This window comes from Streptomyces sp. 8L, from assembly GCF_020176795.1.
Classification (GTDB): domain Bacteria; phylum Actinomycetota; class Actinomycetes; order Streptomycetales; family Streptomycetaceae; genus Streptomyces.
Genome location: NZ_JAIUKE010000479.1, coordinates 1 through 5,087, shown reverse-complemented (window position 1 = coordinate 5,087; position 5,087 = coordinate 1). Strand labels below are relative to the sequence as shown.

The 5,087-nt window shown below is 70.4% G+C and carries 6 protein-coding genes; 5 read left to right on the top strand and 1 reads right to left on the bottom strand.

The genetic code is table 11. The features are described 5' to 3' along the window. From LCE31_RS31725 to pssA, 5 genes are all read left to right on the top strand, one after another. Nucleotides 1–961, top strand: a 961-nt coding sequence (locus tag LCE31_RS31725; RefSeq protein ID WP_225020523.1) for an HpcH/HpaI aldolase/citrate lyase family protein, incomplete at its 5' end; no start/stop codon positions are given. Between the two features lie 6 nt (nt 962–967). Then, nucleotides 968–1,477 (top strand): MaoC family dehydratase, encoded by a 510-nt coding sequence (locus LCE31_RS31720; protein WP_225020520.1) that lies wholly within the window; start codon nt 968–970, stop codon nt 1,475–1,477. A 1-nt stretch (nt 1,478) separates the two neighbouring features. Next, nucleotides 1,479–2,690, top strand: coding sequence for an acyl-CoA dehydrogenase family protein (locus tag LCE31_RS31715; RefSeq protein WP_225020518.1), 1,212 nt, complete (start codon nt 1,479–1,481; stop codon nt 2,688–2,690). A 386-nt stretch (nt 2,691–3,076) separates the two neighbouring features. Then, nucleotides 3,077–3,733, top strand: a complete 657-nt coding sequence (locus tag LCE31_RS31710; protein WP_225020516.1) for a phosphatidylserine decarboxylase — start codon at nt 3,077–3,079, stop codon at nt 3,731–3,733. Beyond that, a complete protein-coding gene (pssA, locus tag LCE31_RS31705; protein ID WP_225020514.1) occupies nt 3,720–4,577 on the top strand; it encodes a CDP-diacylglycerol--serine O-phosphatidyltransferase in 858 nt (285 codons plus the stop codon). The genes LCE31_RS31710 and pssA overlap by 14 nt, the downstream gene beginning before the upstream one ends. Before the next feature lie 287 nt (nt 4,578–4,864). Here pssA and LCE31_RS31700 read toward each other — a convergent pair. Continuing rightward, on the bottom strand, nt 4,865–5,087 hold a 223-nt coding region (locus LCE31_RS31700), incomplete at its 5' end, for a glycerate kinase (RefSeq protein ID WP_225020512.1).

The following is a 5,087-nucleotide window of genomic DNA, read 5'->3' as shown; positions in this document are numbered from 1 at the left end:
CGCGCCCGCCGGCCGGCCGCGCCCCCGCCGCTCGTGCCTCGCGGTGCCGGGTTCCAGTCCGCGCTTCCTGGAGAAGGCGCAGGGCCTGCCCGCGGACCAGGTCTTCCTCGACCTGGAGGACGCGGTGGCACCGCTCGCGAAGGAGGGGGCGCGGCGCAACATCGTGGACGCGCTCAACAAGGGCGACTGGACGGGCAGGACACGCGTCGTGCGCGTCAACGACTGGACGACGAGCTGGACGTACCGCGACGTCGTCACTGTCGTGGAGGGCGCGGGGGCGAACCTGGACTGCGTGATGCTGCCGAAGGTCCAGTCGGCCGAGCAGGTGCGGACGCTGGATCTGCTGCTGACGCAGATCGAGCGGACGATGGGGTTCGAGGTGGGCGGGATCGGCATCGAGGCGCAGATCGAGAACGCGCGGGGCCTGGTGAACGTGGACGAGATCGCCGGGTCCTCGCCGCGGCTGGAGACGATCGTCTTCGGGCCCGCCGACTTCATGGCGTCGATCAACATGAAGACGCTGGTGGTGGGCAAGCAGCCGCCCGGCTACGACGCCGACGCGTACCACTACATCCTGATGCGCATCCTGATGGCGGCGCGCACCCACGATCTCCAGGCCATCGACGGCCCGTTCCTCCAGATCCGCGACGTCGACGGGTTCCGCGAGGTGGCGGGGCGGGCGGCGGCGCTCGGCTACGACGGGAAGTGGGTGCTGCACCCCGGGCAGATCGAGGCGGCCAACGAGGTGTTCTCGCCGTCGCAGGAGGACTACGACCACGCGGAGCTGATCCTCGACGCGTACGAGTACCACACGTCGGAGGCCGGCGGGAAGAAGGGGTCCGCGATGCTCGGCGACGAGATGATCGACGAGGCCAGCCGCAAGATGGCGCTGGTCGTGTCCGGCAAGGGCCGCGCCGCGGGGCTGCGGCGTACCACGTCCTTCGAAGCCCCGGAGGTGTGAGCGGCGATGCGGTTCGGCCGGACGTTCGAGGAGTTCGAGGTCGGCGCGGTCTACAAGCACTGGCCCGGCAAGACGGTCACGGAGTACGACGACCACCTGTTCTGCCTGCTCACGATGAACCACCATCCCCTGCACCTGGACAGCAACTACGCGGAGGGGACGACTGACTTCGGCCGCAACGTCGTGGTCGGCAACTATGTCTACTCGCTGCTGCTCGGCATGTCGGTGGCCGATGTGTCGGGCAAGGCCATCGCCAATCTGGAGGTGGAGTCGCTGCGGCACGTGGCGCCCACCTTCCACGGCGACACGCTCTACGGCGAGACGACGGTGCTGGCGAAGACACCGTCACGCTCCAGGAGCGACCGCGGGATCGTGGAGGTACAGACCCGGGGCTACACGCAGGAGGGCACGGTGGTGTGCGTCTTCCGCCGCAAGGTGATGGTGCCGACGGCGCGGTACGTGGAGGAGCGCGGCGGCGAGCAGCCGGGGCGCCCCGAACCGCGGGAGGGGGACTGACATGGGACGGCTCGCCGGGACCGCAGGACTGACCGACGTACAGCGGGAGATCGTTTCAACGGTAAGGGACTTTGTCGACAAAGAGATCCTTCCGGTCGCGACCGGACTGGAGCACCGCGACGAGTACCCGTACGCCATCGTCGAGGGGCTGAAGGAACTCGGCCTGTTCGGGCTGATGATTCCGGAGGAGTACGGCGGCCTCGGCGAGTCCCTGCTGACCTACGCGCTGTGCGTGGAGGAGCTGGCCCGCGGCTGGATGTCGGTGTCGGGCATCGTGAACACGCACTTCATCGTGGCGTACATGCTGGGCAGATACGGCACCGAGGAGCAGAAGGAGGCGTTCCTGCCGCGCATGGCGGCGGGCGAGGTGCGGGGGGCGTTCTCGATGTCGGAGCCGGGGCTCGGCTCCGACGTGTCGGCCATCACCACGAAGGGGGTGCGGGACGAGGCGACCGGCGGGTACGCGCTGACCGGCCAGAAGATGTGGCTCACCAACGGCGGCACGTCCTCGCTCGTGGCGGTGTTGTGCCGTACGGACGAGGGGCAGCCGGCGGACGCGCCGCCGCACCGCTCGATGACGACGTTCCTGGTGGAGAAGGAGCCCGGGTTCGGCGAAGTCCGGCCAGGGCTCACCATTCCCGGAAAAATCGACAAGATGGGCTACAAGGGCGTCGACACCACCGAATTGATCATGGATGGTCTCGAGATCCCGGCCGACCGGGTGCTCGGCGGGACGACCGGCCGAGGGTTTTACCAAATGATGGACGGAGTCGAGGTCGGCCGCGTGAATGTCGCCGCGCGTGGCTGCGGAGTCGCACAGCGCGCCTTCGAGCTGGGCATTTCGTACGCGCAGCAGCGCCACACCTTCGGGCAGGCCATCGCACGGCATCAGGCCATCCAGTTCAAACTGGCCGAGATGGCCACCAAGGTCGAAGCGGCCCATGCCATGATGGTCAACGCGGCACGCAAAAAGGACTCCGGGGAACGAAACGACCTGGAGGCAGGGATGGCGAAGTACCTCGCCTCCGAATACTGCAAGGAAGTCGTCGAGGACGCCTTCCGTATCCACGGCGGCTACGGCTTCTCGAAGGAGTACGAGATCGAGCGCCTCTACCGGGAGGCCCCGATGCTGCTGATCGGCGAAGGTACCGCCGAGATCCAGAAAATGATCATCGGCCGCCGACTGCTGGAGGAGTACCGAGTGCAGGGATGAGCGCCCCCGGGCGCCCGTACGGACCGTGCGCACCCTCCGGAACGTCCGCTGTCCGGCGTTTCGCCCCGGTTCGCCGGACGGGCCGGGGAGAGGGAGAGCACACGAATCCCGTACAGTTCCGCGCCGGGCCGGGCTCGGCCCGGGGACGGACCCTGTACGGCTTGTGTAAGAACACCGTAAGGATCACCCCAAGGGAACGTTCGGAGTCACCCGTGCGTCCAAGCCCCAAGAGCCCCTGGGGACCCGTGAGAACGCGTGGGACGAGGCCTCGCGAACGCCCGACTGGGCTGCTGGCTTGCTCAGTTGTGGTTCGCTACCGATAGCATCGGCGGAAGGCCGCCGTCCCCCTGTTGCCAGCGCGGCATCATCCGCTACGAAGGTCATCCATGCCCCACAGTCCATCCGGCCCAACCTCCGCACCCCGCGGTCGCGTCCGCCTCGCGCGGGGATCGTCGCCGTGGCTCCTGCCGACCGTCGCCACCGCGGCGCTCGGTCTGGCGCGCGCCCGCCGTTCCAGAGGTGCGGCCGCCGTAGCAGTGCCCGCCACCGCGCTCGCCGCGGGCATGCTGTGGTTCTTCCGCGACCCCGAGCGCGACATCGCGCAGGGGCGCCTGATCTCCCCCGCCGACGGTGTGGTGCAGAGCATCATGCCGTGGAAGGACGGACGCACCCGGGTCGCCATCTTCATGAGCCCGCTGAATGTCCACGTCAACCGCGCGCCGCTGGCCGGCACGGTGACGTCGGTCCAGCACATCCCCGGCGGATACGTGCCGGCGTTCAACAAGGAGAGCGAGAACAACGAACGCGTTGTCTGGCACTTCGACACCGAACTCGGCGACATCGAGATGGTCCAGATCGCGGGCGCGGTGGCACGCCGTATCGTTCCCTACCTGCCCGAAGGCACCAAGGTCGAGCAGGGCGAACGCATCGGGCTGATCCGGTTCGGCTCGCGCGTCGACCTCTACCTCCCCGGCGACATGGACGTCGCGGTCGAGGTGGGCCAGAAGACGACCGCGGGGGTGACTCGACTTGACCGTGATTGACCCTGATACCCAGGCCGACTGGGCGACGGAGGCCGAGGAGGGCGACGAGACGGAGAACATGCCGCTCTCGCTCCGGCTGTCGATAGCCGATGCGCTCACCCTGGGCAACGCCACCTGCGGCTTCATGGCGGTGTACTTCACCACCACCGGTATCCTCATCCCCCACCTGACCGGCAGCGACGAGAGCGGCGGCATGGCCCGCCACTCGGCGGCCACCGCCGTCATCCTGATGCTGTGCGCGGCGGTCTTCGACCTCTTCGACGGCCTGGTGGCGCGCAAGCTGCGCAGCTCGCCGATGGGTGCGGAGCTGGACAACCTCTCCGACCTGATCAGCTTCGGCCTCGCGCCCGCGTACTTCGTCCTGGTGTACGGCCTCGTCGAGAGCGACGCGCACCAGCGGTTCTCCGTGGTGGCGGCGGTCGTCGTGCTGCTGGCGGTGGTGCTGCGGCTGGCGCGGTTCTCCTGCGTCACGGTGCGCGACGGGATGTTCCAGGGAATGCCGAGCCCGTTCGGCGCGCTGACGGTCGTCTCGATCGTGCTGCTCGAGCTGCCGTTCGTGCCGACCCTGCTGGCGATCGTGGGCGTGGCCTGGCTGATGGTGAGCCGGGTCGAGTACCCGAAGCCGCGCGGCGTCCTCGCGGTGGCCATGCTGAGCTGGATCGTCTCGGCGATGGCGCTGCTCGCGGCGTGGGCGTTCGACGCGCCGGGCGGCCAGCTGCTGCTCCAGGCGGGCTGCGCGCTCCAGGTGGTCACCGGAGCGGTGATCCCGCTGTTCGCGACGGCGCGCCGGGTCAACACGTTCCGCGACAACCGGCGCGTGGCGCGGGCGGCACAGCTGCCGTAGCCGCGTCCCGCACCGCACGTCACCGGCTCCGACCGGTGCGCGACAGCGGTCCACCGGTACACGAGGAGGGGGGGGGGGGGCCCCCCCCGCGGCGGGGGGGGGCGCCGCGGGCGGCCCCGATTCCAGGAGGGCCGCGGCCCGGGCCAGCCGGGTCGCGGCCTCGGTGGCCACCGGGCCGGCCCCCGGCCGGCCGGCCGCCCCCCCCGCCCGCCCGCGGCCCCCCCCCCGGCGGGCCCCGCCCCCCCCCCCCTCCTCTTCATGTCCCCGGCGGCTTTCGGCGCCGGCGGTCAGCTCAGATGGGCCTCCGCCAGGGCCGCCGCCGTCCGCTCCAGCAGCGGCCCCGCCTCCGCCATGCAGCGCGCCGGGTCCGGCTCCAGGTCGGCCAGCGCGTACGCGTGCAGGATTCCGGCGGCCCGCAGCGCGGCGGGGTCGAGCGCGAGACGGCCGCACACCGCCACCACATCGACGCCGCGCTCGCGGGCCGCCGCCCCCCCCCCCCCCGGGGCCCTG

Excerpts from the sequence above, each read along its gene's own strand:
- LCE31_RS31720 (WP_225020520.1), top strand. The coding sequence starts at position 968 with ATGCGGTTCGGCCGGACGTTCGAGGAGTTCGAGGTCGGCGCGGTCTAC.
- LCE31_RS31710 (WP_225020516.1), top strand. The coding sequence starts at position 3,077 with ATGCCCCACAGTCCATCCGGCCCAACCTCCGCACCCCGCGGTCGCGTC.
- LCE31_RS31715 (WP_225020518.1), top strand. The coding sequence starts at position 1,479 with ATGGGACGGCTCGCCGGGACCGCAGGACTGACCGACGTACAGCGGGAG.